This window comes from Paenibacillus zeisoli (assembly GCF_003994465.1).
Classification (GTDB): domain Bacteria; phylum Bacillota; class Bacilli; order Paenibacillales; family Paenibacillaceae; genus Fontibacillus; species Fontibacillus zeisoli.
On the sequence record NZ_RZNX01000001.1, the window covers coordinates 129,758 to 154,915 of the forward strand.

Annotated in this window: 22 protein-coding genes; 19 read left to right on the top strand and 3 right to left on the bottom strand. The window is 46.9% G+C overall.

Annotated features, from left to right (window positions below; genetic code table 11):
* The first annotated feature begins 106 nt into the window (after positions 1 to 106).
* From EJP77_RS00575 to EJP77_RS00600, 6 genes are all read left to right on the top strand, one after another.
* On the top strand, positions 107 to 1,948 hold the full coding sequence (locus EJP77_RS00575; RefSeq protein ID WP_342772968.1) for a sensor histidine kinase: 1,842 nt from the start codon (positions 107 to 109) through the stop codon (positions 1,946 to 1,948).
* Positions 1,926 to 3,584: a response regulator gene (locus EJP77_RS00580; protein WP_127197252.1), complete on the top strand. Its 1,659-nt coding sequence runs from the start codon at positions 1,926 to 1,928 to the stop codon at positions 3,582 to 3,584. Before EJP77_RS00575 ends, EJP77_RS00580 begins: the two co-directional genes overlap by 23 nt.
* Before the next feature lie 115 nt (positions 3,585 to 3,699).
* The gene (locus EJP77_RS00585) at positions 3,700 to 5,031 is read left to right on the top strand and encodes an ABC transporter substrate-binding protein (RefSeq protein WP_127197253.1); all 1,332 of its coding nucleotides are present in this window, start codon (positions 3,700 to 3,702) and stop codon (positions 5,029 to 5,031) included.
* 245 nt (positions 5,032 to 5,276) lie between these two features.
* A complete protein-coding gene (locus EJP77_RS00590; RefSeq protein ID WP_127197254.1) occupies positions 5,277 to 5,891 on the top strand; it encodes a bifunctional transcriptional activator/DNA repair enzyme AdaA in 615 nt (204 codons plus the stop codon).
* The gene (locus tag EJP77_RS00595) at positions 5,842 to 6,387 is read left to right on the top strand and encodes a methylated-DNA--[protein]-cysteine S-methyltransferase (RefSeq protein ID WP_127197255.1); all 546 of its coding nucleotides are present in this window, start codon (positions 5,842 to 5,844) and stop codon (positions 6,385 to 6,387) included. The genes EJP77_RS00590 and EJP77_RS00595 overlap by 50 nt, the downstream gene beginning before the upstream one ends.
* A gap of 90 nt (positions 6,388 to 6,477) precedes the next feature.
* The gene (locus tag EJP77_RS00600) at positions 6,478 to 7,710 is read left to right on the top strand and encodes an aminopeptidase (RefSeq protein WP_127197256.1); all 1,233 of its coding nucleotides are present in this window, start codon (positions 6,478 to 6,480) and stop codon (positions 7,708 to 7,710) included.
* Between the two features lie 168 nt (positions 7,711 to 7,878).
* Here EJP77_RS00600 and katA read toward each other — a convergent pair whose 3' ends face one another.
* The gene (gene katA / locus EJP77_RS00605; protein WP_127197257.1) at positions 7,879 to 9,333 is read right to left on the bottom strand and encodes a catalase KatA; all 1,455 of its coding nucleotides are present in this window, start codon (positions 9,331 to 9,333) and stop codon (positions 7,879 to 7,881) included.
* 278 nt (positions 9,334 to 9,611) lie between these two features.
* Between katA and EJP77_RS00610 the strand changes: the two genes are divergently transcribed.
* The gene (locus EJP77_RS00610) at positions 9,612 to 10,610 is read left to right on the top strand and encodes a phosphotransferase enzyme family protein (RefSeq protein WP_127197258.1); all 999 of its coding nucleotides are present in this window, start codon (positions 9,612 to 9,614) and stop codon (positions 10,608 to 10,610) included.
* 191 nt (positions 10,611 to 10,801) lie between these two features.
* Entirely contained in the window at positions 10,802 to 10,930 is a 129-nt protein-coding gene (locus tag EJP77_RS20965) for a hypothetical protein (RefSeq protein ID WP_281278440.1), read from the top strand.
* Between the two features lie 38 nt (positions 10,931 to 10,968).
* On the opposite strand, the gene ybaK is transcribed toward EJP77_RS20965, so the two are convergent.
* Positions 10,969 to 11,451: a Cys-tRNA(Pro) deacylase gene (gene ybaK, locus EJP77_RS00615; RefSeq protein WP_127197259.1), complete on the bottom strand. Its 483-nt coding sequence runs from the start codon at positions 11,449 to 11,451 to the stop codon at positions 10,969 to 10,971.
* A gap of 235 nt (positions 11,452 to 11,686) precedes the next feature.
* Here ybaK and EJP77_RS00620 point away from each other — a divergent pair, with 235 nt between their 5' ends.
* From EJP77_RS00620 to treR, 5 genes are all read left to right on the top strand, one after another.
* On the top strand, positions 11,687 to 13,378 hold the full coding sequence (locus EJP77_RS00620; protein WP_127197260.1) for a M20/M25/M40 family metallo-hydrolase: 1,692 nt from the start codon (positions 11,687 to 11,689) through the stop codon (positions 13,376 to 13,378).
* A gap of 297 nt (positions 13,379 to 13,675) precedes the next feature.
* Entirely contained in the window at positions 13,676 to 15,379 is a 1,704-nt protein-coding gene (gene treC, locus EJP77_RS00625) for an alpha,alpha-phosphotrehalase (RefSeq protein WP_127197261.1), read from the top strand.
* Between the two features lie 39 nt (positions 15,380 to 15,418).
* The gene (gene treP / locus EJP77_RS00630; protein WP_127197262.1) at positions 15,419 to 17,374 is read left to right on the top strand and encodes a PTS system trehalose-specific EIIBC component; all 1,956 of its coding nucleotides are present in this window, start codon (positions 15,419 to 15,421) and stop codon (positions 17,372 to 17,374) included.
* 166 nt (positions 17,375 to 17,540) lie between these two features.
* Positions 17,541 to 17,996, top strand: coding sequence for an ASCH domain-containing protein (locus tag EJP77_RS00635; RefSeq protein ID WP_127197263.1), 456 nt, complete (start codon positions 17,541 to 17,543; stop codon positions 17,994 to 17,996).
* 41 nt (positions 17,997 to 18,037) lie between these two features.
* The gene (gene treR / locus EJP77_RS00640) at positions 18,038 to 18,754 is read left to right on the top strand and encodes a trehalose operon repressor (protein WP_127197264.1); all 717 of its coding nucleotides are present in this window, start codon (positions 18,038 to 18,040) and stop codon (positions 18,752 to 18,754) included.
* A 160-nt stretch (positions 18,755 to 18,914) separates the two neighbouring features.
* On the opposite strand, the gene EJP77_RS00645 is transcribed toward treR, so the two are convergent.
* Positions 18,915 to 19,949, bottom strand: coding sequence for a glycine-rich domain-containing protein (locus EJP77_RS00645; protein ID WP_127197265.1), 1,035 nt, complete (start codon positions 19,947 to 19,949; stop codon positions 18,915 to 18,917).
* A gap of 152 nt (positions 19,950 to 20,101) precedes the next feature.
* Between EJP77_RS00645 and EJP77_RS00650 the strand changes: the two genes are divergently transcribed.
* The 6 genes from EJP77_RS00650 to rbsC all read left to right on the top strand — a co-directional run bounded on the left by EJP77_RS00650 (position 20,102) and on the right by rbsC (position 25,143).
* On the top strand, positions 20,102 to 20,302 hold the full coding sequence (locus EJP77_RS00650) for a DUF4177 domain-containing protein (protein ID WP_127197266.1): 201 nt from the start codon (positions 20,102 to 20,104) through the stop codon (positions 20,300 to 20,302).
* Positions 20,303 to 20,415: 113 nt separating this feature from the next.
* Entirely contained in the window at positions 20,416 to 21,396 is a 981-nt protein-coding gene (locus EJP77_RS00655; protein ID WP_127197267.1) for a LacI family DNA-binding transcriptional regulator, read from the top strand.
* 1 nt (position 21,397) lies between these two features.
* On the top strand, positions 21,398 to 22,276 hold the full coding sequence (gene rbsK, locus EJP77_RS00660; RefSeq protein ID WP_127197268.1) for a ribokinase: 879 nt from the start codon (positions 21,398 to 21,400) through the stop codon (positions 22,274 to 22,276).
* Positions 22,277 to 22,278: 2 nt separating this feature from the next.
* On the top strand, positions 22,279 to 22,677 hold the full coding sequence (rbsD, locus tag EJP77_RS00665) for a D-ribose pyranase (protein WP_127197269.1): 399 nt from the start codon (positions 22,279 to 22,281) through the stop codon (positions 22,675 to 22,677).
* Positions 22,678 to 22,691: 14 nt separating this feature from the next.
* Complete coding sequence (locus EJP77_RS00670) at positions 22,692 to 24,173, top strand: sugar ABC transporter ATP-binding protein (protein WP_127197270.1); 1,482 nt, start codon at positions 22,692 to 22,694, stop codon at positions 24,171 to 24,173.
* A 1-nt stretch (position 24,174) separates the two neighbouring features.
* Entirely contained in the window at positions 24,175 to 25,143 is a 969-nt protein-coding gene (gene rbsC, locus EJP77_RS00675; protein WP_127197271.1) for a ribose ABC transporter permease RbsC, read from the top strand.
* Positions 25,144 to 25,158: the final 15 nt, after the last annotated feature.

Consider the following 25,158-nt stretch of genomic DNA (forward strand, 5'->3'; position numbering starts at 1 on the left):
TCGTTATAATGAATTATAAATTAGCGGGTTCCTCTCACAGAATGGATTTAAGGGAACAGTTAAGGGTAAAAAGGTGAACTGTGGAGAAGACCGGGAGGACACTCTGATGATCATGATTCGTCTCAAAAAATGGGCTGCAGCCCTTGCAGAGAGGGCTACACGCAGACTTGTCAACAAGTTGATTCTACTGTTCTCAACTACGATTGTGCTGATTGTTGGATCGCTGACTCTCATTTCTTATCAGATTATTCAGAAGGAATCAGTCAACAGCAGCATCGCGAGCACGTCTAACAATTTACATCTGGTGAACAAGAATTTGGAGGCTTATTTGACCGGGATGGAAGTGCTGTCACAACCGCAGCTTCGCTATGATGAGATCATGCATGCAATCAAGAATGAACCCAGGGAGTATGCTTCAAGGCAGTATCTGGAGAACTATCTGCGGGACTTGTTCTTCTCACGGAATGATCTTGAGGCGATTTATCTCTATCTGGTTGAAGAGGGAAAGTACTATGCTATCTACCGTGAAGCGTACACAATATCCAATCGATCAGGGACAATTGCACAGCTCGAGCAGCAGACATGGTATAAGCAGACGATGCTCAGCAAGCAGAACCGGGCGTATCAATCGTTCCTGAATCCGGGAGAAGAGACGGGATATGCGATTAACAAGGACAAGATTACAATGGCCTTTCACAAGGTGCTTCGTTCGATTGCAACCCGTGAACCGCAGGCAGTCTTGTCATTCTACTTCAACTCCAAAGCCATGAGTGAGACAATGAAAGATATTCCGTTAAGCAAAGGGGAGCATGTCCTCCTGCTTAGTCCCGATCAGATTCCATTCTATGTGGATGACCGGGCTTTCTATACACGAGCTAGTGAGGCTGGAATGCTAGAAGGAATGAACGGCAGGAGTGATGGACAGTACAACTGGAGTAATGGGGACAACCGGTACCTGGTAGTAGATAATGCAGGAGCGAATCAAGGCTGGTCTCTGGTGAAATCGATTCCGTATCAGGAAATTTACGAGGCTGCGACGAAGACCCGCAATGCAAGCTATTTGATCGGTGCTATCTTTCTATTCATCGCGGTTATTCTAGTCATTCTTACGTCTAATGCCATCACTCTGCCGCTAAAGAAGCTTGCTTACCAGATGCGTCGGTTCAGTGAAGGAACGTTTAATGCTGAGGCAGAAGTCAAAGGCCGAGATGAAATTGCCTATCTGGCAAGGCGGTTCAATCAAATGGTAGAGCGAACCAATGAGCTGATTAATGAGCGGTACAAGATGAAGATTGCTCAGAAAAACGCTATGCTCAAAGCGCTGGAAGCTGAGATTAACCCGCATTTCCTATATAATGCCCTGCAGGCGATCTCCACTAAGGCTCTCAAGCACGGTACGGATGAGGTTGCAGATATGGTTGATGCCCTTGCCATGACTCTCCGGTATTGTATCAGCGGCAAAGAAACGGTACAGGTGTATGAGGAACTGAAGCATATCGAGCGCTATTGGGTGCTCCAAAAGGCACGATTCGGCAGCCGCCTCCGAGTAATAACGGACTGGGATGAAGCTTTAATGGAACTCTATATTCCCAAGCTTTCGCTCCAGACTCTGGTCGAGAACGCAGTGAAACATGGGGTCGAAAGGGTGTCCAGTCCCGTAACAATTAAGATAAAAGCTTATTCTGATAGGGATCAGGCTGTGATTGTAGTAGAAGATGACGGACCCGGCATTCCCAGAGAAAGATTGGAAGAGGTGCAGCGAATGCTTACTGCAGGCTTTGAGGAACGGGAAGGGGAGAGCATTGGTCTTCATAATCTGCAAATGCGCCTCCAGTTTCTGTACGGCGAAGCGGCCGGCCTGTCCATTGAAGCCAGGGACCAGGGAGTTACTATGACAATGTTCCTGCCGAAGGGGGATAGCTCTAATGTATACAGTATTAATCGTTGATGATGAAGAGCCGGTACGCGAAGCTATTCGCATCTTGGGAGAATGGAAGACTCTCGGCGTCAGCCAGATTTATGAAGCGGCAGATGGTAAGGAGGCTCTTGCCATGTTCGAGAAATGTAAGCCGCAGCTGGTCATGGTGGATATGAAAATGCCGGAAATGAACGGGGCTGAATTTCTGCAGGTGGTGGAACAGATCTATCCGCAGCTGCTCACCATCGTCATCAGCGGATACAATGATTTCCAGTTTACCCGCCAAGCGATTCGCTCCAAGGTCGTTGATTATTTACTTAAGCCGGTGAATCGGCAGGATCTGAACCAAGCTCTGCGAAAGGCTATCGGGGTTATCGAGGCCAAACGCATCAGTGAGAATGAACAAATAACCCGGAATATTACACTCAACATGTCTCTTCCGAGACTTAAAGAGAATATTTATTTATCGATTCTGGAGCGTTCCTACAAGGAGCAATCAAGCGAAGGTCTTCTGCCGCTGATTGAAGCAGACGGCTTGAAGAGTTGTTATCTTACTGCCGTAGTCAGAATTATGAATCAGAATGCGGTCTGCAGCAGACGGTTTAATGGGGAAGCAGCCCTGCTTCAATATGCGGTATCCAATGTGCTTGGTGATGTATCCGATTCAAACCTGCAGGCTTTCAGCTTTGCCAACCCGAAGCGGCCAAGAGAAATGGTGGTTGTCTATACCTCAACTAAAGGATACTTGGAAGATAGCTCCTTTAAGGCAGGTCTCCTGGTTAAGAGAGCCTTAACCACGCTCGGCAGATTATTTGATATACAGGTTGTAGCCGGAATAGGATCACCTTACAAAGAATTGTCTGAGCTGGCAGATTCGTATGATGAAGCCAAAGCTGCTCTACAAGCGACCGATCTATTGAGGCTCAGCGGCAGCGTAATCAGCACGGGTACGCTTGAAAGTAGGGGATCCCGAGAATCACTAGGCTTGTCGCTCGGCAGTAGGGTGGCACTCCTGCGCAGTACGCTTGAAGCGGGTAATATGGGACAGGCCCGCAGCCTGCTGGATGACTATTTGAGCACGGTTAAGAGTCTTGGAAAATTTACACTGGGTGAAGCTGACTGGATGCTCCATGATTTTCGTATCCTGCTGAGTGACCTTGCGATTGATTTCGGGGTTCCGGTGAATGCCCATCAGGCATCGGGCTTGTTCCGCATATTGGACACCGCACAGACTGGGCATGATTTCTTGAATTTTGAGCAGTTCCACTCCGTCATGGGAGAACTTCTTAAAATCTATGGGGAGCAGATTCGTCAGAGAGTGGCGGGCAGCCGGTCTTTTCACATTGAAGACGTCAAAGAATATATTGATCGTTATTACTATGAGGACATCAAGATCTCCATGTTCACAGAGAAATATTATTTGAGTAGAGAGTATCTCATGAAGCTGTTCAAGCAGCAGTACGGATTCGGCATCCATGAGTATATGCAGAGCGTTAGAATGGAGAAGGCAGCAGATCTCCTTAACGATCCCCAACTGAAGGTCCAGGAAATCTCCGAGATTCTGGGCTATAAGGACAAGAATTATTTCAGCAAAGCGTTCCGCAATTATTATCATCTATCCCCATCCGAATATCGGGCGCGCAGCGCAAATGCTGACAGAGGTTAAGCAGGTAAGGACACTTTTTTACCCTAAATCATTCACTTATCTACATTTCGATCTCTCACAAGTATCGATACAATAAGCATCATAAGTCAAAGTATAATACGAAGTGGGGGCGTAGATGATGAAAAAAATGATGGCGCTATCAATCAGCCTGATCATGCTCATGGCATTACTTGCAGGCTGTGGCAGCAGCGGAAGTACCGAAGAGAAATCCGGCGGGAATACAGACGCGAAGCAGGGTGCGAGCACAAGTGACACAGACTCTTCAAAGCCGGTTACCATTAACATGTTCACTGCATCACCGGAATACACGCAAGCTTTCAATGCCTACATCGAAGAATACAAAAAAGTTAAGCCGAACGTTACGATTAACCTTGAAATTATGCAAGCTGACTATAACACCGTGCTTAAATCCAAAATTGCGGCAGGCAGCACGCCAGACGTATTCCAGACGACCGCAGGCGGGGATATCGATACCTTTGCTGAGTATAGCGCAGACCTTACGAATGAGCCGCTGGCTGCAGCCATGACGGATGCCGTAAGAGCAGATATGTCTTCCAGTGATGGCAAAGTACTTGGACTGCCGGTGAAAGGCGACTTGTTCGCGCTGATGTATAACAAAAAGCTGTTCGCGGATGCAGGGATTACGACGCCTCCGTTAACTACTGCAGAGCTTAATGAAGCCATCAAAAAGCTTGAGGCCAAGGGCATCACGCCATTCGCAAATGCCTATAAGGAATGGTGGGTATGGAAGCATATCTTTCAGCACTTTGTAGATGCCGCTGCAGAGGAGTCAGGCCAGACAGCCAAAGATCTCGTGAAAGCTCTTATTGAGGGCAAGACAACATTTAAGGATCATCCGGTGCTGTACAATAACTTCTTCAATTTTATTGATACGACAATAGCTCATGGCACATCAAAGCCGCTTGAGCGTGACAGTAATGCTGAGGTTAGTGACTTTGCTTCCGGCAAGGCCGCGATCATGACGGGTAAAGGGGCTTGGGATGAAGAAGCGATTAAGAAGATCGCGCCGGACTTCCAGCTTGGTATTATGGGCTACCCGGTCAGCGATAAGCCGGAGGAGTCCCGGATTATTACGGGCGCAAGTCAGGCGCTCCGGATTAACAAGGATTCGGCAGTGGTGAAGGAATGCGTAGAATTCTTCAACTGGTTGTACACTTCCGACTACGGTAAAAGCTGGTTCTCTACCGTCGCGAAGGTGATTCCACCTATTAAAGATGTTCCTCTTCCGGAAATGGATATGCCTAAGGCAATGAACGACATGCTGAAAACTGCGAAATCAGGTGAGCTCTCTGTGAATTACTCACTAGACACGTTCCATCAGAAGTTTGGTGAGCTCATGCAATCCTATATCGGTAAAACAAAAACAAAAGATCAAGTCATCGAAGAAATTCAACAGGCATGGATTCAACTGGGTTCTTCCCAATAAATTTAACGTAAAAAGTATTTATGTAACAACTCATAGTCTGGAAAAGTGAATGTAAGCCTTATGCGAACAACTTGATGGTATGAATAAGCAATGAGCCCTGCACCCTTTAGGTGACGGGTTCTTTGCTTATGTACCTGGGCTTCGCAATCTTGCTTTTCCATTCAAGAATACATCCCAAAATCAGGATTTGGGGGTATACTGAGTGAAGTGTTCATGAGCCGCAAGGCAAGAGGGAGGCAGGGCCAATGAAAGACGAATTCTGGGAGGCTATTATTACGAATAACGCTTCTTATGATGATCAATTCCTGTATGCGGTTAAGACAACGGGGATTTTTTGCAGACCGTCTTGCAAGTCTAGAGAGCCTAATCGTCAGAATGTTCGCCTATTTAGATCTGCTGAGGAGGCAATTCGTGCGGACTACCGTCCATGTAAGAGATGTAAGCCTGCCGGCAAGCGTCTTCCTAACGAAGACTGGGTAGCTCAAATCACGGACTATATCGATCTCCATTACCATGAGCGGCTTTCACTACAACTCTTGGCAGACCTGTTTCATGGAAGTCCTTATCATCTTCATCGTACGTTTAAGCGAATAACGGACCTGACCCCGGTTGAATATATTCAAAGGCTTAGAGTCAAGAAAGCACAGGAGATGCTGGATAGCACGGATTACACGGTTGGAAATATTGGATTCATGGTGGGGATTCCCAGCTCCCCTTATTTTATTACCCTGTTCAAGAAAATAACCGGATACACTCCTGCCGAATACAGGCAGCGGCATAATAGAATCGACCTTGGAGGAGGGGAACTAGATGGCCGAATTAGCGAAGCCGCAGATTTACTGGACCAGATTCACATATGACAAGTGGAATCTATTTATAGCAGCAACTTCCCAAGGACTATGTTATGTTGGGTCCGATCATAGTCCATACCAAGAGATGGCTGATTGGGTTGCGCGGAGATTTCCGGGAAGCTCGTTAACTCAGGATGAGACCCGGTTGGAATATTATGTGTCAGAGCTGAAGGAATATTTGCAAGGGGACCGTAAGCAGTTCGCCGCACCCGTGGAATATCATGGAACACCCTTTCAAGTTGAGGTATGGAACGCTTTGTGCGAGATTCCTTATGGGGAGACCAGGTCGTATTCAGATATCGCTCTTCACATCCAGCGACCGGCCTCGGTCCGAGCCGTCGGTACGGCCATTGGTGCAAATCCAGTGTTGATCACTGTCCCTTGTCATCGGGTGATTGGCAAGAATGGATCACTTACTGGTTATCGTGGGGGACTTGATATGAAGACAAGGCTGCTTGATCTTGAACGGTCATACGTGGGACTAAACGGAATCAGGGATCTCTAAAGTGCGATGAATCCCTACTAATTGGAGGTCAGACGCTAAGCCGTGATAATATAAGGCAACAAGCTTAAGTCTTAGGAGGTTATCGTATCTATGAATGAGTTCGGATTATTATTATCGAAATATGCAGAGCTGGTAGTTAAGGTAGGGGTTAACATACAGCAAGGTCAAGTGCTTATTGTACAAGCTCCAATTGAGACTGCAGAATTTACCCGTCAGATCGTATCCAAAGCTTATGAGGCTGGTGCCAAATACGTTCAGGTAGAGTGGGAGGATGAACAGGTTACCCGCATCCGGTATGAACAAGCCAGCGATGAATCCTTCGATTATTACCCTAAATGGCAGGCTGACATGATGGAGCAGCTCGCAGAAGGAGGGGGAGCCGTGCTGCATATTAAAGTGCCTGACCCTGAGTTGTTCAAGGGTATCGAGTCCTCCAAAGTTTCTAGAGCCGTCAGAGCTGCAGCCGTTGCCCGCGAGAAATACTCATCTTATGTACGCACCAACAAGGTCAGCTGGTCGTTAATCAAAGCCCCTACTCGTGCTTGGGCTGACAAGGTTTTTGCTGATCTTCCTGAAGAGCAGCGTATTGAAGCTATGTGGGAAGCGGTATTCCAAATGAACCGGGTTGGCCTCCAAGAGGATCCGGTTAAGGCATGGCAGGAGCATATCAGGCACTTGAAGCAAAGTCAGGAACGCATGAATACGAAACGCTATAAGAGCCTTCACTACAGAGCACCTGGAACAGATCTGAGAGTTGAGCTGCCTGAGAAGCACTTGTGGCTTGGCGACGGTGACGAGAATGCAGCCGGCGTATATTTCGTGGCCAACATGCCAACTGAAGAAATCTATACCATGCCGCTGCGAACAGGAGTTAACGGAACTGTAAGCAGTACAATGCCGCTTAATCTGAACGGGCGTTTGATTAACGGAATCCGGTTGACCTTCAAAGACGGGGAAGTTGTAGAATATGATGCTGACACAGGCAGGGAGGATCTTGCTTCCTTGCTAGAGACTGATGAAGGCGCCTCTTATCTGGGCGAAGTTGCTCTGGTTCCCCAGGATTCTCCCATCTCTAGAATGGGAAGAATCTTCTATAACACGGGCATTGACGAGAATGCCTCTTGTCACTTTGCGCTTGGCAGTTCTTATCCGGTTAATTTGGAAGGGGGCACGAAGCTGAGCAAGGAGGAGCTGCTTGCGAGCGGGGCGAATGTGAGCTTGACCCATGTGGATTTTATGATTGGATCGGCAGATCTTGAAATTGACGGTGAGCTGCAGGATGGCCGTATAGAGCCAGTATTCCGTAAAGGCAGTTGGGTGTAGTTCTTAGGCTATCCCATTATCATCATGGATGACTTATGGGATAACTTTTATTGTTGTAGTGCCCGACTAAGAGTCCGGATGTATCCCTTATTTCTTCGGGTAAATCAGTATGACAAAAAAGCCTCCCTTGAAGGGAAGCTTCTTTGTTGCTGCACAGAACTCATTTATTTAAACGCCTTGTGGGGCAGGCAGGCCCAGGCCTTCAGCGATGCGGGTTCCATACTCTGGATCTGCCTTGTAGAAATGCCCGATTTGGCGGATTTTGATCTCGTCCTTCTCCACCGGTGTCATGGCCGCCACAATGTTGGCAACCAGACGAAGCCGTTCTTCTTCACTCAGCAGGCGGTACAGGTCACCCGCTTGGGTGTAATGATCATTGTGATCATAAGGTACGCTGTCTGCCAGGCCGGATACGGCGAAAGGTGCAGGCTTGTGGCTTGGCGATTCGCTTGCACCACCATAACTGTTAGGCTCGTAGTAGATCGATGAGCCGCCATTGCCATCGGCTCTCATGGCTCCGTCACGCTGATTATTGTTCACTTCAGCGATCGGCCGATTGATCGGAAGTGTGTTATGGTTCGCACCTACACGATAACGGTGGGCATCGGCGTACGCGAAGATGCGTCCTTGCAGCATTTTGTCCGGAGAAGCCTCGATGCCGGGTACGAAATTACCAGGAGACAGAGTCACCTGCTCAACTTCGGCGAAGTAGTTCTCCGGGTTCCGGTCCAGAACCATACGACCTACTTCGATAAGAGGGTAGTCCTTCTGGGACCATACTTTGGTGACATCGAACGGATCGAAACGGTAAGTCTCGGCATCCTGGACCGGCATAATTTGAACGTAAAGTTTCCAAGCCGGGAAGTCCCCCTTGTCAATCGCAGTGAACAAATCTTCTGTGTGGTAATCGGGATGTTCCCCAGCGAGTCTGGCCGCCACGGCTACATCCATGTTCTTCACACCTTGCTCGGTCTTGAAGTGGTACTTGACCCATACAGCTTCACCTTCAGCATTCACCCATTTGAAGGTATGACTTCCAAAGCCATGCATATGGCGAAGAGAGGCAGGAATTCCGCGATCCGACATGAGAATCGTTACCTGGTGCAAGGATTCCGGAGACAAAGACCAGAAATCCCATACGGCGTTTGGATTCTTCAAATGCGTTTGCGGATGACGTTTTTGCGTATGAATAAAGTCCGGGAATTTAATCGCATCGCGAATAAAAAATACAGGTGTGTTGTTGCCAACCAGATCGTAGTTACCTTCTTCAGTGTAGAATTTCACTGCAAATCCTCGTGGATCGCGGACCGTATCCGCCGAACCAAGCTCACCGGCTACGGTAGAGAAGCGGATGAAGATAGGGGTGCGTTTCCCTACTTCAGATAGAAAAGCCGCCTTGGTGTACTGCGATATATCCTTGGTGACTTCAAAATACCCGTGGGCACCAGCACCCTTGGCATGGACCACACGCTCAGGCACTCGTTCTCTGTTGAAATGTGCTAATTTCTCAAGCAAGTGATAGTCTTGAATCAAGGTTGGACCACGGTGTCCCGCAGTCATTGAGTTCTGATTGTCACCCACCGGCGCTCCGGTGCTGGTCGTGAGAGGCTTTTGGTTATCCATATAAGGAATCATCCTTCCGTTCGTAATTATATTTGTTTTTAGACTTAATCTAAATCATGAATTGATTATAGCATGCTCTCATTCTCTTCATCATGAGGTTTAGATGAGTTTTTGATGAACAGTGTGATCTTTCTCTCCGTCGTTCATCACCCTCATGTTTATGTCGCTGACCCGTATGAAATACCAGCAGAATAGAAGTATTTAAAGAAAGAAAGATTGGACAAAGCCGTTTTTTCTATATAAAGGTATGGAGTTTCTATGGGATAATTGTTCCATATATGAAAGAGGGGCAGGAGCGTAAAATGTGCGTGCTGCAGGAAGACCAAGAATTAGAATTTTACTATGAGCTAGCAAGTAGGGCGCTGAATAATTACAACATGCCCGAGACTACGGTGTATTTTCTTCAAAAAAGTGATACGGTCACATTTAAGCTTGAATCGAGCTCAGGAGTCTATCTTCTCAAAATACATAATCAGGCACAGACACGTGAAAGCATTGAATCCGAGCTTAGGTGGCTGCAGGCCATCAAGGAAGATACGGATCTGGTAGTCTCGGAGCCTTACCTTAATATTAAAGGTCATTTGGTTACTGAGATCATGAGAGGAGATACGCCATTTCTTGTGACTATTCAACATTGGATAGAGGGAGAGGTGCTGAACAGGGAACCTACAGCGGAAGAAGCCCTAGCACTAGGAAGGCTAATATCAACTCTTCACAAGCACTCGCGAGAGTGGGAACGGCCTGAAGGGTTCAGCCGGGTCTCGTATGATCTTGAACAACTGGATGCAACTGTTCAGGCGATGCAGGCATTGGTTACCCACGGGATTATCGCTGATAATGTTTATGTCATATACCAAGAGACAGTCAGGATGATGAAGATTGAGATCGAAGCATTTCCTAAGTCGGAAGCGAATTGGGGATTGATCCACTCAGATCTGCATGAGAGCAACTATGTTGTCCATCACGATCGGATCAGTCCTATTGATTTCTCAGCCTGCGGCTTTGGGTATTATTTGCTGGATCTAGCAGAGACCTGCCAGCATTTAAGCCGGGAGAACCGAAGAATTTTGGTTCATGCTTACGGGGAACAGATCAAGCTTCCAGATCAGTTGGATCGATTGTTGGAGGCCTTCATACTGTGGGCAGTAATAAGAGGTTTCGCCTTCCACGCGGGCAATCCCGATGAAAGGGAATACTTGTCTGAGACCGTGCCCGCTATCGCGGAGGCGTGGTGTTCTAAATACCTTCAGGACGTCCGGTTTCTATTTACTGGATAAACGTGTCGGAATCAGTTAATATGTTAACGTTTTTTTGGGACGGTCATAGCTCTGGTGAATGCTTGGACTTTCAGCTGCTGACCGCCTCAAATTTCTATAAAACTAATTGCACTCATTCTTGGTTTAATTACTAAAGAGATAAATAGTTCCCCATGTCATAACTAACACAACTAAGCAAAGGAGGCATGAGAATGGAAAAACGGTCTACAAAGCTTGATAAAGTAATTATCATCGGTGGATTACTTGGTGCCGGAGTACTTATCATTTTAGGTTTGCTTATTTATATTGGTATTAAATACAATGTAATTCGGCTGAATTAGTGATTCTAAATTAAAAGAAACTTAATTCAACACAAGTGTCACACGCAATTATTTGATGACATTAAATCCGCAAATTCTGCCCTGATGCACTCTGCAAGCTCGGTCGGCTTCAGCTCCATTTGCATGCCAATCTTCCCCGCACTGACCGCTATCGTATCCAAATGAGTGGCTGAACTATCGATATAGGTAGGATATAGCTTCTTCATTCCCACAGGGGAACAGCCTCCCCGAATATACCCAGTCCGTGAGGTCAGGTCTTTCAGAGGAAGCATGTCTATCTTTTTCTGCCCTGAAGCTTTGGCAGCTTTCTTCAAATCAAGTTCGGACTCTACAGGAATAACGAATACAAATAGTTCGTTCTTGTTATGGGCCACAAGAGTCTTGAATACGCTCTCAGGCACGAGACCGATCTTCTGGGCTACCGCCGTTCCGTGAACCAGCCCATCTTCACTATCGTAGGTATGCACGTTGTAGTGTATTTGGTGATTGTCCAGTATTCGCATGGCATTGGTCTTCTGCATTAAAGTGTGCCTTCTTTCTGGAAGGAGGTGACTACAAGGAATTATCATCAGATTCCGTTCATTAAATATTACCAAATCCTACAGCTGAATTCGAGGGATTCCCCTAAGAAAGAGCCGAACAGAAGAAAACATTGGGATTCCGTATTTTAACAAAATTGGAATAGATTTTTTTGGCGTTACTGAGTAGAATCAAAGGGATTGTAACCCGTAATGTTAAAAAAAGGAGGCAAGCGATGTGTATGAAGCTCCACATACTGCACTTGTAAGGTGGGGGAGAAGGGCAATCCTATCTTTACTTCTAATAGGGACTATCTTTGTGGGCTTATTGCCCATTCAATCTCCTAGTCCGGTGCCATCAGATGCTCCGCCAGATAAGTTCTCCTCATCCCGAGCATTAACGAAGCTAAGATCGATAGCGCAGGAGCCGCATCCTGCGGGAAGTGCAGCCCATCAAGCAGTTCGTGACTATCTGTTATCTGAGCTGATCACACTTGGCCTCCAACCAGAAATACATAAATCGAGTGTCCAAATCCACGAGGAGAATAACAACACAAACCGAGCGGTAGAACTCGAGAATATCGTTGCTAGGATTCCAGGAACCGAGAACAGCAAAGCTATCATGGTTGCCGCACATTACGATTCGGTTGCAAGAGGACCTGGGGCAGCAGATGACGGGTCAGGCATTGCAGCCATGCTGGAGACCCTACGTGCCCTGAAGAATTCTGCACCGCTGAAGAACGATCTCATCATCCTCATGACGGATGGAGAAGAGATGGGAATGTTAGGCGCAGAAGCTTTCATGAGGGAGCATCCCTGGGCTAAGGATGTAGGTCTCGTACTCAACTTTGAAGCAAGAGGCAATAAAGGACCTTCCTTCATGTTCGAGACAAGTGATCAGAATGGCTGGTTGATCAAGGAATTTATCAAAGCAGCACCTCAGCCCATCGCTTATTCGCTGGTCTACAATGTGTATAAGTTAATGCCGAATGATACCGATTTGACTGTATTTCGCCTCGGCGGCTTGAACGGCCTCAACTTTGCTTTTGGCATGGGAGTAAATGCCTATCATCAGCCGATAGATACGGCTGACAACTTGGATCCATCCAGTCTGCAGCACCAAGGGGAGTATATGCTGAGTTTGACACGTCATTTCGGACAGCTTGATTTAAGACAAATTACCGAAGAGAATCAGATCTATTTCAATCTATTTGGACATAAAATGGTCAGCTACCCGGAATCCTGGGCGATTTGGTTAGCCGGCTTCGGTTCGGCATTATATATCGCTGCTGTTGGGTATGGGATTATCCGCAAAAGATTGAGTGTGAGAGGAACACTGGGCGGTTTTCTCGTAACGCTGTTAAGTTTACTTGTTGTATACGGGTTGGTTACCCTAATATGGGGAATATTCGTCTTCGGAATAAGCGGCGGTCAGCTCATTACATCGAGGTTAACACCGGAAGTAAGTCTGTACTACTTTGTAGGTCTGCTTCTGTTCATGCTGCTTATTGTAATCCCGCTAATTCGCTGGCTGTCAGGTTATATAAGAACAAACAATCTCTGGGCCGGAACGCTTCTCTTGTGGACCATCCTTTCGGTAATGACTGCACTCTATCTACCGGGTGGAAGCTATCTATTCTTATGGCCCATGATGTTCAGTATAATCGGGCTGACCTTGTCCCTTGCCATGAAAGAGGGAAGTTGGACATGGTTCTCACTAGGTTTCTCATTGCCAGGATTTCTATTAATGACCCCGATCTGTTATATCGTCTACATATTAGTCACATTGCAAGTGGCACCAGCTGTTATGGTTCTGCCAGCCATAGCTCTGACGCTTATATATCCATTAATTAGCCGACCCTCCAAGAAAATTCTCCTGAAACATGCTAAAGAGCACCATTCTACTTCTGCTCATAGCGGGAGACACTAGCACAATAAGATAGTTTGTGAAGACTTTATTCTTCTAGTACAAAAGGAGCCGCAAATTAAAGGCCTCAGCAGCCACATGCGAATTAGCATGTGGTTTTTACTTGTACTTAAACACTTATCAATGAAACCTCTAGGACCGTACTAGTTGGGTCATCCTATATAGAGGTGTTTTAGTAAAAATAGGATTTGACAGCCTGTATATACAGGTTTAATATAAACAAATGAATTTACTTGTATATACAGGTTAATGTAAGCGTTCCAAACTTATCGTTTGCAGAAGACAAAGGGGGAAGCATCCTTGAAGAATAGCATTACGAAGGACTGGTGGCGTAAATCAACGGTTTATCAGGTATATCCTAAGAGCTTTAAAGACACGACAGGCAGTGGAGAAGGGGATATTCGCGGACTTATTGAGAAGTTAGATTATTTGCAGGACCTCGGTATTGATATTATCTGGCTGCAGCCCGTCTATGTGTCCCCGCAAAATGATAACGGTTACGATGTGGCAGATTATTGCGAGATTAACCCCGATTATGGAACGATGGAGGACTTTGACGAGTTGGCCGCGGAGATCCGCAGCCGGAACATGCATCTGATGCTTGATATTGTAGTTAACCATTCCTCTACAGAGCATCCATGGTTCCAAGCGTCAAGGCAATCGAAAGATAACCCTTACCGGGATTATTATATCTGGAAGGATCCGGCACCGGATGGGGGTCTTCCTAACAACTGGCAGTCCAAGTTTGGCGGACCGGCTTGGCAGTATGATGAAGGGACGGGTCAATATTTCCTGACTCTGTTCGACAAGACTCAGGCCGATCTGAACTGGGAGAATCCTAAGGTCAGAGAGGAAGTTGTGAAACTGATGACTTTCTGGGCTGAGAAGGGAGTTAGCGGCTTCCGAATGGATGTCATTAACCTGATCTCGAAAGATCAGGATTTCCCGAATGACGATGGATCAGTTCTTCCCGGTGACGGACGCAGGTTCTATACAGATGGTCCAAGAGTTCATGAATATGTGCAAGAAATGCATGAGCGCGTATTTGGTCCTTATAATTTGGTAACGGTAGGAGAAATGTCTTCCACTACGATGGAGAACTGTATCCGATATTCGAACCCCGCAGAGAAGGAGTTCTCGATGACGTTCAACTTTCATCATTTGAAGGTGGATTATCCAAATGGACAGAAATGGGAGCTCATGCCGTATGATTTTGAACAACTCAAACGTTTGTTATCCGACTGGCAGACAGGTATGCAGCAGGGTGGTGGCTGGAACGCACTGTTCTTCAACAATCATGATCAGCCCCGGGCGCTTTCACGGTTCACGGATGACAAGGAGTATCGGATTGAAAGTGCCAAACTGATCGCAACTACGCTGCATGGTCTTCAAGGTACTCCCTATGTTTTTCAGGGGGAAGAGATCGGCATGCCGAACCCGCACTGGAAGGATATCAGTGAACTAAGAGACATTGAATCGAAGAATATGTATCAAATCCTTCAGCAGAATGGTAAATCAGCGGAGGAAGCCATGGCGATCATCCGTGAACGCTCAAGGGATAATTCCAGAACTCCTATGCAGTGGGATGATGGCCCACAGGCTGGATTTACGAGTGGCACCCCTTGGATTAAGGTGGATGAGCGATATCCGGATATCAATGTGAGGCAGCAGCTGAATGATCCAGATTCGATCTACCATCACTACAAGAAGCTGATTGCCCTGCGAAAAGAACTTCCGGTGTTAACAGATGGCGAATATATCCGGTTGGATGAAGGGCATTCTCAGGTGTATGCCTATGCGAGAGTTAGCGAGCTGGAGACACTGATTGTAGTGTCGAATTTCAGTGACCGAGATGCTCTTCTACGGCTGCCTGAAGATTTTCAAGCCAAATATGTGGTGGGTAGGCATTCGAAGCTGCTTATTGGGAACACCAAGTTGCAACCGGAACTTCAAGATCAGACTGAGCTATCTCCGTATGCTTCCTATATGTGGTTAATTCGGTAACGAATTTTAGATAAGAATAATTTGTTAGGAGTTGAAATCATGGCGATCGACAGAAAAAGCGTTGAACAAATCGTTCAGGCGGTCGGTGGAAAAGATAACATAGAAGCGGCCACACATTGTGTGACCCGGCTTCGTCTGGTATTAGTCGATGATTCGATTGTCGATGAGAAATTGCTTGAGCAGAATGAGCTTGTAAAGGGTCATTTCTCAACTCAGGGACAGTTTCAGGTGGTTATCGGTCCTGGACTGGTGGACAAGGTATATGATGAGATGATCTCCATCACGGGCGGGCAGCGCGCTTCCAAAGATGAAGTGAAGGCTGCTGCTGGCAAGAAACAGAATCCTATTCAGCAGGCGATCAAAACCCTCGCCGATATCTTTATTCCTATTCTTCCTGCCATCATAACAGCAGGTTTGCTGCTGGGGATTAATAACATCTTGACTGGCCCGGATATCTTCTTCAAGGGACAATCCCTTGTGCAGGTCTATCCTGCCTGGGCGGATTTCGCTTCAATTATTAATCTGATCGCAAGTACTGCGTTTGCCTTCCTGCCAGCATTAATTGGGTGGTCAGCTGTAGTCAGATTCGGAGGCAGCCCGCTGCTCGGGATCGTTCTGGGATTGATCCTTGTTCATCCCGATCTGCTGAATGCATATGGCTATGCGGAAGCCTCAGCCAAAGGCACCATACCGATGTGGAACTTGTTCGGCTGGCATATTGAGAAGATAGGATATCAAGGCCAAGTGCTGCCTGTACTAGTATCCTCTTATGTTCTAGCCAGAATAGAGCGATTCTTGAATAAAAGAGTGGCCGATTCTATCAAGCTGCTCGTTGTGGCTCCTGTGGCCCTGCTTGTTACAGGTTTCCTTGCCTTTACCGTCATTGGACCGATTACCTTCGCCATTGCGAATGCAATAACTTCGGGACTGGTGTATATCTTTCACGCGTTCCCGTTCCTTGGTGGACTGCTCTACGGAGGGCTATATGCCTTGTTGGTTGTAACAGGTATGCATCACACGTTCCTTGCGGTTGATGTTCAGCTGATCGGCAGCCAAGGAGGAACCTTCTTGTGGCCGATGCTTGCTCTTTCCAACATTGCTCAGGGTGCCGCGGCACTCGCGATGCTGTTCGTATTGAGAGATCAGAAAGCCAAAGGGCTTGCGGTGACTTCTTCCGTCTCTGCCTTTCTGGGTGTGACGGAACCGGCGATCTTTGGGGTGAACATAAGATTTAAATATCCATTTATCTTTGGTATGGTCGGTTCTGCGATAGGCGGAATTCTGCTGACACTGAATCATGTATTGGCTTCTTCGATAGGGGTAGGCGGGATACCTGGATTCCTATCCATCTTCCCGAACCAGTGGCTGGTATTCTTCGCGGGTATGGGGATTGTGCTGGTGGTACCATTTGGATTAACGGTGCTATACGGTAAATTCTCTAACCGGAAGAAGCAGGTAGAACCAACAGCAACCTCGCATGAAGAAGTCAAGGCTGAGACGACGTCCGAGGAGAAGCAATCCGGCGGCAGCATCCTTGAGATTCGTTCACCGCTTACCGGGACGGCAGTTCCATTGAATCAAGTGCCTGATCCAGCTTTTGCCCAGGAACAAATGGGGCAGGGAATCGCCATTGAGCCCACCGAAGGGCGGGTTGTTGCTCCTTTTGACGGAGTTGTGGCCCATGTGATCAAGAGCAAGCACGCTGTAATTCTGCAGCATGCCTCAGGACTGCAAATTCTGGTTCATGTCGGAATCGATACGGTCTCCCTGAAAGGCAATGGATTCACTTCACACGTTCAAGCCGGCGATGAAGTGAAGGCGGGACAGCTGTTGATTGAGTTCGACATGGAGGCCATACGAGCGGCCGGATTACCCTTAATTACCCCAATCCTGATTCCGGATGGTCAAGAAGTGGTAGGGCAGTTGAAAGAGCAACCTTTGGGACCAGTCGTGATGTATCGGGATATAATTCTAAGTATTCGCTTGACTTCGTAATAAGCTAGGTATACCTGATAGTCCAATTCAAATATGAATTGGACTATTTATTTTGTTTTTGTTAATAGATCCATGTAAATTGAGCTTACCTTTTAAATCAGGAGAGGGGAATATATAATTTAGCTTAGGTAGCTGCCTAGTTCTGTTTAAAGGGAGAGAGCAAATTATGAATACGGCATCACAGATATATTGGAACGAATTTTGGGAGTCTCAGAGTCAAGAACCACCGAAAGCAGTAAGTGCGTGGCAATTTGGAGCTAATCCAGATCATCTGGCTCAGCTAGTAATAGAGGGTGTAAAGACGGCCACGTGTTCTGGGCTGGTCTTTTATGAAATCGACAACGAGCCATTACCCTCCGTTGGAAATTACAGCATTATCTTAGATAGTAAAGATGAGCCTTTGGCCATTATTAAGACAGTAGAAGTGAGTATACTGCCAATGAATGAGGTTCCAGAGGAATTTGCTATCGCAGAAGGTGAAGGAGACAGAACTTATCAATACTGGAAGCAAGCGCACGAAGACTTTTTCACAAAAGAGTTAAGTGAATTGGGGCTTAAATATACCAAAGAGATGATGCTGGTGTGTGAATATTTCGAATTAGTGGATGTAAAGATCAGGTAGGAAAACTTCGGCTTATGGTAAGATGAGGACGGTGATTATGGATGAAGAAGAATATATACCTGAACATTTATAATGAATATGCAGAGCTAATCCAGACCGGATCGCTGGAGCCAGGGACGAAATTGCCCTCTGAGAGCGAGCTTGCTGAACAGTATGGCACAACTCGGGAAACGGTTCGGAAAGCACTTAATTTGTTGTCCCAGAATGGTTATATCCATAAAATGATGGGCAAAGGCTCATTTGTGCTGGATATTGGAAGAATGAATTTCCCCATTACCGGGCTGATTAGTTTCAAAGAAATGTCAGAGAAGATTGGCCGGCCGACCAGAACGATTGTGGAGCAGACAGCGCAGATTGAAGCGCCCAAGGATATTGCATATTTCCTTCAGATTCCAACTCAGGCTCCGGTCTGGGAAGTTATACGGGTCAGAGAGATTGAAGAGGAGCGGGTTATTCTGGACAAGGATTATTTGCTGCCTGAAGCCGTGCAGACTATGACCGCAGAGATAGCTGCTGAGTCTATCTATGATTATGTCGAACAAACCCTAGGTTTGGTCATCAGCTATGCAAAAAAGGAAATATCAGTCGAAGAAGCGACAGAGGAAGATCGCAGGCTGATGGATTTAAAGGGCTTGTCACATGTGGTAGTGGTGCGCAACTTCGTATATTTGGAAGATACCACCTTGTTCCAGTACACAGAGTCCAGGCATCGGTTGGACAAGTTTCAGTTTGTTGATTTTGCACGGCGAATACGCTGAGTTAAATTAGCCGGCAACAAAAATGGCACTTTATGAGTATATAACAAGAAGATGACTTCTGAAATTAATCTGAAGTCATCTTTTTATTGTTCATATGACCAAGCAATAATCGAGTAATCGGGCAGTGAAATGATTGTCCTGTTGCACAATTAGGGATCATTTAATCCCCGCCTCCGCCCCCGCACCCACTGCCGCAGGATGAGCCACTGCTGCAAGATGAACTGCTGCAGTGTGAACCACTGGAGTGAGAGCCGCTGCAGTGACTCGATGAGCAGCTTGGATTGCTGGAATCTGCTCCACCGGACCCACAGGCTGAAGCGGAGGTGCAGCCAGAGGTGTCTTTTCGATTAGCCAGCTGCTCGGGAACCATGTGATCCACAAAGTTATCTGGATCATTGAACGAGAAGAATACGGCAGATGTCAGCAGCAAATCCGTGTCACGGAAATCCATTTTACGGTCTGGAGTAAGTTGCTGTTCAGCAAGTTCGATACGAAGCTGCAGATTGTCTATGATCTTGTCTATGGCTTTACGTGCTTCGGGAGATTTCTCATAAGCCCATGTGTTGAACCGGCTTTGAGGTTCCAGCACACTGCCGGGTTGGCTGTATCGCTCAAGCTCCTCCTTGGGAAGTGGATTCCTGAAGAAAGCTCCCCAGATCACGGCATTATGATAATTCCAGCCGAACAGTTCTACATATACAAGGTCGAACCAGGCGCGTTCATTAGGCATTGGGATTGAAGGCTCACCATTAGGTGCATGGTGAAGCATTTGCCCCAGGAAGCGATTGGAGAATTGGTGGTATTCTTGAGTGTACATGAGCATTTCATGCCAGACTTCATCAACGGCCCGGCTGAACATAGGAACCTGCTTCAGGACCGAACACATGACAAAGAAACGCTTCAATTCCACCCAGCGCCATTCGTATTCGCGTTCGGAGATATACGGATGCTCGGCAAGAACCCGCTGCTTCAAGGAATTGGCCCATTCTGCCGAGATGGACTTCTCCAGCTTGACAGCCAGATCATAGGCTGGACTTTCTGGTTCTGCCAGGGAGGGGGCATCAGGCGCTTTACGGAACGATCTGGCTAAAGGATTAAGCCGGTGAATCTTCCTTGTGCTGCTTACTTTGCGAATTAGGGAGAATACAAATAGGACAATGAGTAAGCTGATCAGGACTGACACGATAGTGTTCAATATAGTTCTCTCCTTGCAATTGTATTTATTTACATTATTACAAAATTTTGAAGCGGTGCAAAGAATGTCACAGTTGTTATTACCATTTCCTGCCGAATATAATTAGCGTATATGAATCTAATCTATGAAGTAAAGCAGAAAGGTTGAGTGACATGGACAAGTGGGAATATAGAACGATAAAGTTTAAAACAGGTGGGTTTATGGGCGGTAAGATTAACGAAGAGAAGTTCCAGGATGAACTGAACCTTCATGGTCAAGAAGGATGGGAGCTTGTGTCCTGTTTTGATACAAGTCAATATGAGGGTGCAACCCGGGATATTATTGTTGTTTTTAAAAGAAAAAGTCTGTTCTAATCCGCCTGGAAACAAAACCCTGTGAAAGCGTTAACAAAAATGGCTTGTCAAACTGAAATCAGTGTGTTAATTTTAATGAGTAACCGGTTACATATTTGAGAGGTGATAAGACAATGGCCACAATCAAAGATGTCGCGAACCACGCAGGTGTATCGGTGGCTACGGTTTCGAGAGTCATTAACGATACGGGTTATGTTCATGAGAATACTCGTCAGAAAGTTGACGAAGCGATCAGACAATTAAATTATTCTCCTAATGAAGTGGCGCGTTCTTTGTTTAAGCGGAAATCGAAATTAATCGGCCTTCTACTGCCTGACATCACGAACCCGTACTTCCCTGAGCTTGCTCGCGGGGTTGAGGATCGGATGCAGGAGAGCAGCTACCGGTTGATATTCGGCAATAGCGATGAGGATGAACATAAGGAACGGGATTACATTCAGACTTTTGTCCAGAACAATGTGGTCGGCGTGATTTCTTCGACGAACGACCCGAACGCGGACACTTATATGAAGCTGAAGATCCCCGTTGTCTTTCTAGATAGAACTTCAAATGACATGCCGTCTGTTTATGCGGATGGCCGGGAAGGCGGTCGCATAGCGGCTCAGCAAATTCTGGCCCGCGGAAGCCGGAATGTTACGATTCAACAAGGGCCCAAGCATGTTCGGCCTGCCCAGGACCGTTATCAGGGAGCGCTAGAGATTCTTGAACAATCCGGAACACCCTACCAGGTTGTTCAGACGTCCTCCTTCTCCTATGAGCAAGCAGGGGTCAGCGCCAAGGAATTATTTCAGAAATATCCGGATACGGATGGGGTTATCGCAAGTAATGATATCGCAGCTGTGGCTGTGCTGCATGAAGCGCTTCGTCTAGGTAGGCAGGTACCCGATGAATTACAGATTATAGGCTTTGACGATATTCCTCTTAGCAGTCTGGTGTATCCAACACTTTCAACTATTCATCAACCCGCCTATGAGATGGGCAGGGAAGCAGCAGGTCTGTTAATAGAAATTATGGAGAATGGATATGCGCTTCACAATAATATTCAAATGCCCGTAAGCTTTATTCAGCGGGATACGACAAGAAAGGTGGATTAATATGGTTAAAATTGGTGTAATAGGAAGCTGCGCTGTGGATCTGGTCGTTACCTCAAGCAAACGTCCCGGTGCGGGGGAGACCGTTCTAGGTGAAAGCTTCAAGGTGGTTCCCGGTGGAAAAGGGGCCAACCAGGCAGTCGCTGCTGCACGGCTTGGTGCTGAGGCGGTCATGATCGGCCGGGTAGGCAAGGATAACTTTGGCGAAGTTATTTTGAACAATTTCAGATCGAATCATATTTCTGTCAGCCATGTGGAACCGGTTACATATTGTGAAAGTGGAACAGCCCATATTGTTCTGGCGGAAGGGGATAACAGCATCGTCGTTGTCAAAGGGGCTAATGATCTCGTAACGCCCGAATACATCGAGCAGAAGCTTGATGTGATTAGGGAGATGGACATGATCTTGATCCAACAGGAAATTCCGGAGGAAACCGTTCTCTATGTCAGTCAAATCTGTGCTGAGATGAACATCCCGCTGCTGTTAAATCCGGCTCCTGCCCGGGCAGTGGATCCTTCTGTAATCGAGAAAGCGGCTTATCTAACACCGAACGAGCATGAGGCGGCTATTGTTTTTGATGGACTAAGTGCTTCCGAGGCCCTTCGGAAATATCCTAACAAATTGTTCATAACGGAAGGTGCGCAGGGAGTCAGATATTTTGATGGACAGCAAGAAATTCTTGTTCCTGCTTATAAGGTTGAGGCGGTAGATACAACGGGGGCTGGCGATACTTTTAATGCTGCCTTTGCTGTAGCTTTGGCTGAGGGGAAGCCCATCTATGAGAGTGTAAGGTTCGCTAATCGTGCAGCTTCATTATCGGTGACCAAATTTGGAGCCCAGGGCGGAATGCCTACACGTGAAGAAGTTGAGGGGAGTCTTTAAACATGAAGAAGCATGGCATCTTGAACAGTCACATTTCCAAAATACTGTCGGATCTTGGACATACGGATTACATTGTCGTAGCGGATATCGGACTTCCGATTCCAAGTGGTGTACCCAAGATTGATCTGGCTTTAACCTATGGAATTCCTGCGTTCCAACAGGTCGTAGATCTGATTGCAGACGATATGGTCATAGAGAAAGTAATTCTTGCTGAAGAGATAAGGACTGACAATGTACCTCAAGCGAACTATATGGAGAAAAAATTCTTAGGTACCCCTATGGAATGGTGCACCCATGAGAAGTTCAAGGAATTGTCCCGCCATGCCAAAGTCATCATTCGGACGGGTGAAGCTACACCTTATGCCAATTGCATTTTACAGGCGGGTGTCCATTTCGGTTAAGGAGGAAGTTCATTATGCAAATTCAAATGACCAACATTCATAAATCCTTCGGTACCAACCGGGTGCTGTCCGGCGTGGATTTTGAGCTTAGAGAAGGAGAAGTCCACGCGTTAATGGGTGAGAACGGAGCCGGGAAGTCCACGCTCATGAACATTCTCATCGGTCTCCACCAGCGGGACGAAGGGAATATCATCATAGATGGGCAGGAGAAGTATTTCACTTCTCCCAAGGAAGCTGAGGAATACGGAATTGCTTTTATTCACCAGGAGCTGAATGTCTGGCCGGATATGACCGTGCTGGATAACTTGTTCATCGGTAAGGAAGTTACTTCAAAAAGCGGATTTTTGAATACAAAACAAATGAAAACGCTCGCAACAGAGCAGTTCCGCAAATTATCCGTGGATATCCCTCTTCACCAGGAAGTGGGTGAGTTATCGGTAGGACAGCAGCAAATGATTGAGATCAGTAAGGCCTTAATGACCCATTCGAAAGTCATCGTTATGGACGAGCCCACCGCAGCGCTGACAGAACGTGAGATTCAGAAGCTGTTCGAGGTAATAGCAGCGCTCAAGCAAGATGGGGTTTCGATTGTCTACATTTCACACCGGATGGAGGAAATCTTCGCAATCTGTGACCGGATAACGATCATGCGGGATGGCAAAACCGTGGATACCAAGGAGATTCCACATACCCACTTCGATGAAGTAGTCAAGAAGATGGTGGGTAGAGAGCTGACAGAACGCTATCCAGCAAGACAGGCTAAGCTAGGAGACGTGGTGCTTGAGGTCAAACAAGCTTCTAGAAAGAATCAATTCGAGGACATCAGCTTTCAGGTAAGAGCCGGTGAAATCGTCGGATTCTCTGGACTGATGGGTTCGGGAAGAACAGAGATTATGAGAGCTATATTTGGCCTTGATTCCCTAGATCATGGGGAAGTGAGGGTTCGGGGCAGGAAAGTGAACATCCGCAGACCTGAAGATGCGGTAAAGCACGGAATCGGATTTATTACGGAAGACCGCAAGGACGAGGGACTGGTGCTGGATTTCACGATTCGTGAGAACATGGCTCTCCCTAGTCTGGCAAGCTTCACTACCAAGGGATTCATCTCCAGCAGCAAAGAGCAGGATTTCGTGGACATGCTGATCAAGCGTCTTCAAATTAAGACACAATCTGGCGAAACGGCTGCACGGAATCTGTCTGGTGGTAATCAGCAGAAGGTGGTTATCGCGAAATGGATGGGGATCGGCCCGAGCCTGCTCATTCTGGATGAACCCACCCGCGGAGTGGATGTCGGGGCCAAGCGTGAGATCTACCAGCTGATGAATGAGCTGACCGACAGAGGGGTCGCCATCATTATGGTCTCCTCTGAGCTGCCTGAAGTGCTGGGCATGAGCGATCGGATCATCGTCATTCATGAAGGTCACTTAGGCGGGGTACTAACGCGCGATGAAGCTACCCAAGAGAAAATCATGACATTAGCAACGGGGGGACAATAACATGACTACCATGAATGAAGCCAAAACCACTAAGAAGTTTAATGTATCCCAAATGACTCAAAAGCTCGGACCGCTTCTTGGTCTCATTATCCTAATCATCATCGTCTCTGTCCTGAATCCAAGCTTCCTCGAGCCGCTCAATATCCTCAATTTGCTTCGTCAGGTATCTATTAATGCACTGATCGCTTTCGGTATGACTTTTGTTATTCTTACCGGCGGAATCGACTTGTCTGTCGGATCGATATTGGCTCTATCGAGTGCATTCGTAGCCAATCTGATGGTCTCCGGTTTTGACCCGATTCTAGCGATTATTATCGGATGTCTTGCTGGGGGTGTCATGGGTGCAGTCAACGGACTTATGATCACTAAAGGTAAAATGGCACCTTTTATCGCAACTTTGGCTACTATGACTGTATTTAGAGGACTTACTCTGGTCTACACAGACGGAAATCCAATTACGGGCCTTGGGAACAGCTTGGTGTTCCAATTATTCGGACGAGGTTATCAATTTGGGATTCCGGTTCCGGCCATCACCATGATCATTACTTTCGCTGTACTCTGGGCTGTACTGCACAAAACGCCATTCGGCCGCAAAACTTACGCTATCGGTGGTAATGAGAAGGCTTCGATTGTATCTGGTATTAAAGTTGATAAAGTAAAAATCATGATCTACTCGCTGGCAGGACTGCTCTCGGCACTTGCAGGGGCTATTCTTACTTCCCGTCTGAACTCAGCTCAGCCTACTGCAGGTACATCTTATGAACTTGATGCGATTGCAGCCGTAGTTCTGGGCGGAACCAGCCTATCAGGCGGGCGTGGACGAATTGTAGGTACTTTGATTGGTGCGCTTATCATCGGAACCTTGAATAACGGTTTGAATCTGCTCGGCGTATCTTCCTTTTATCAAATGGTCGTTAAAGGGATCGTGATCGTCATCGCTGTACTCATAGACCGCAAGAAATCTGCTTAAGAGGAGACGACTACT

Coding starts and splice junctions, on each gene's coding strand:
- EJP77_RS00575 (WP_342772968.1), top strand. CDS start 107: ATGATCATGATTCGTCTCAAAAAATGGGCTGCAGCCCTTGCAGAGAGG.
- EJP77_RS00580 (WP_127197252.1), top strand. CDS start 1,926: ATGTATACAGTATTAATCGTTGATGATGAAGAGCCGGTACGCGAAGCT.
- EJP77_RS00585 (WP_127197253.1), top strand. CDS start 3,700: ATGATGAAAAAAATGATGGCGCTATCAATCAGCCTGATCATGCTCATG.
- EJP77_RS00590 (WP_127197254.1), top strand. CDS start 5,277: ATGAAAGACGAATTCTGGGAGGCTATTATTACGAATAACGCTTCTTAT.
- EJP77_RS00595 (WP_127197255.1), top strand. CDS start 5,842: ATGGCCGAATTAGCGAAGCCGCAGATTTACTGGACCAGATTCACATAT.
- EJP77_RS00600 (WP_127197256.1), top strand. CDS start 6,478: ATGAATGAGTTCGGATTATTATTATCGAAATATGCAGAGCTGGTAGTT.
- katA (WP_127197257.1), bottom strand. CDS start 9,333: ATGGATAACCAAAAGCCTCTCACGACCAGCACCGGAGCGCCGGTGGGT.
- EJP77_RS00610 (WP_127197258.1), top strand. CDS start 9,612: ATGAAAGAGGGGCAGGAGCGTAAAATGTGCGTGCTGCAGGAAGACCAA.
- EJP77_RS20965 (WP_281278440.1), top strand. CDS start 10,802: ATGGAAAAACGGTCTACAAAGCTTGATAAAGTAATTATCATCGGTGGA.
- ybaK (WP_127197259.1), bottom strand. CDS start 11,451: ATGCAGAAGACCAATGCCATGCGAATACTGGACAATCACCAAATACAC.
- treP (WP_127197262.1), top strand. CDS start 15,419: ATGGCGATCGACAGAAAAAGCGTTGAACAAATCGTTCAGGCGGTCGGT.
- EJP77_RS00635 (WP_127197263.1), top strand. CDS start 17,541: ATGAATACGGCATCACAGATATATTGGAACGAATTTTGGGAGTCTCAG.
- treR (WP_127197264.1), top strand. CDS start 18,038: ATGAAGAAGAATATATACCTGAACATTTATAATGAATATGCAGAGCTA.
- EJP77_RS00650 (WP_127197266.1), top strand. CDS start 20,102: ATGGACAAGTGGGAATATAGAACGATAAAGTTTAAAACAGGTGGGTTT.
- EJP77_RS00655 (WP_127197267.1), top strand. CDS start 20,416: ATGGCCACAATCAAAGATGTCGCGAACCACGCAGGTGTATCGGTGGCT.
- rbsK (WP_127197268.1), top strand. CDS start 21,398: ATGGTTAAAATTGGTGTAATAGGAAGCTGCGCTGTGGATCTGGTCGTT.
- rbsD (WP_127197269.1), top strand. CDS start 22,279: ATGAAGAAGCATGGCATCTTGAACAGTCACATTTCCAAAATACTGTCG.
- EJP77_RS00670 (WP_127197270.1), top strand. CDS start 22,692: ATGCAAATTCAAATGACCAACATTCATAAATCCTTCGGTACCAACCGG.
- rbsC (WP_127197271.1), top strand. CDS start 24,175: ATGACTACCATGAATGAAGCCAAAACCACTAAGAAGTTTAATGTATCC.